A 451-nucleotide genomic window follows, 5' to 3' on the forward strand; every position below is an offset into this window, starting at 1 on the left:
TGCTAGGGCTTATGGCATAGTAGTTTTCAAATTCATAGGTTAAATGACTATCATCGCTTGAAATCATGATTTCATGTAGTTTTTCTCCTGCTCTTATGCCTATGATTTTATGGCTTAAATTAGGAGCTAGAGCATGGGCTAGATCGGTGATTTTCATCGAAGGAATTTTAGGGATAAAGATTTCTCCTCCATGCATTCTTTCAAAATTACTCAGTACAAATTTTACTCCATCTTCAAGGCTGATCCAAAAACGAGTCATTCTCGTATCGGTGATAGGAAGTTCTTTAGCCCCTTCGCTGATGAGTTTTTTAAAGAAAGGCACCACTGAACCTCTTGAACCTACAACATTGCCATATCTTGTAACACCAAAGCGTGTTTGCTTGTTACCTGCTATGTTGTTTGCAGCGACAAAAAGCTTATCGCTTGCAAGTTTGGTTGCACCGTATAAATT

General features: G+C 38.4%; 1 protein-coding gene. It reads right to left on the reverse strand.

The features are described 5' to 3' along the window. On the reverse strand, positions 1-451 hold a 451-nt coding region (locus KJR01_RS09785; protein WP_214119048.1), incomplete at both ends, for a polysaccharide biosynthesis protein.

The sequence above is a fragment of the Campylobacter sp. 2018MI10 genome (assembly GCF_018501175.1).
Lineage (GTDB): Bacteria > Campylobacterota > Campylobacteria > Campylobacterales > Campylobacteraceae > Campylobacter_E.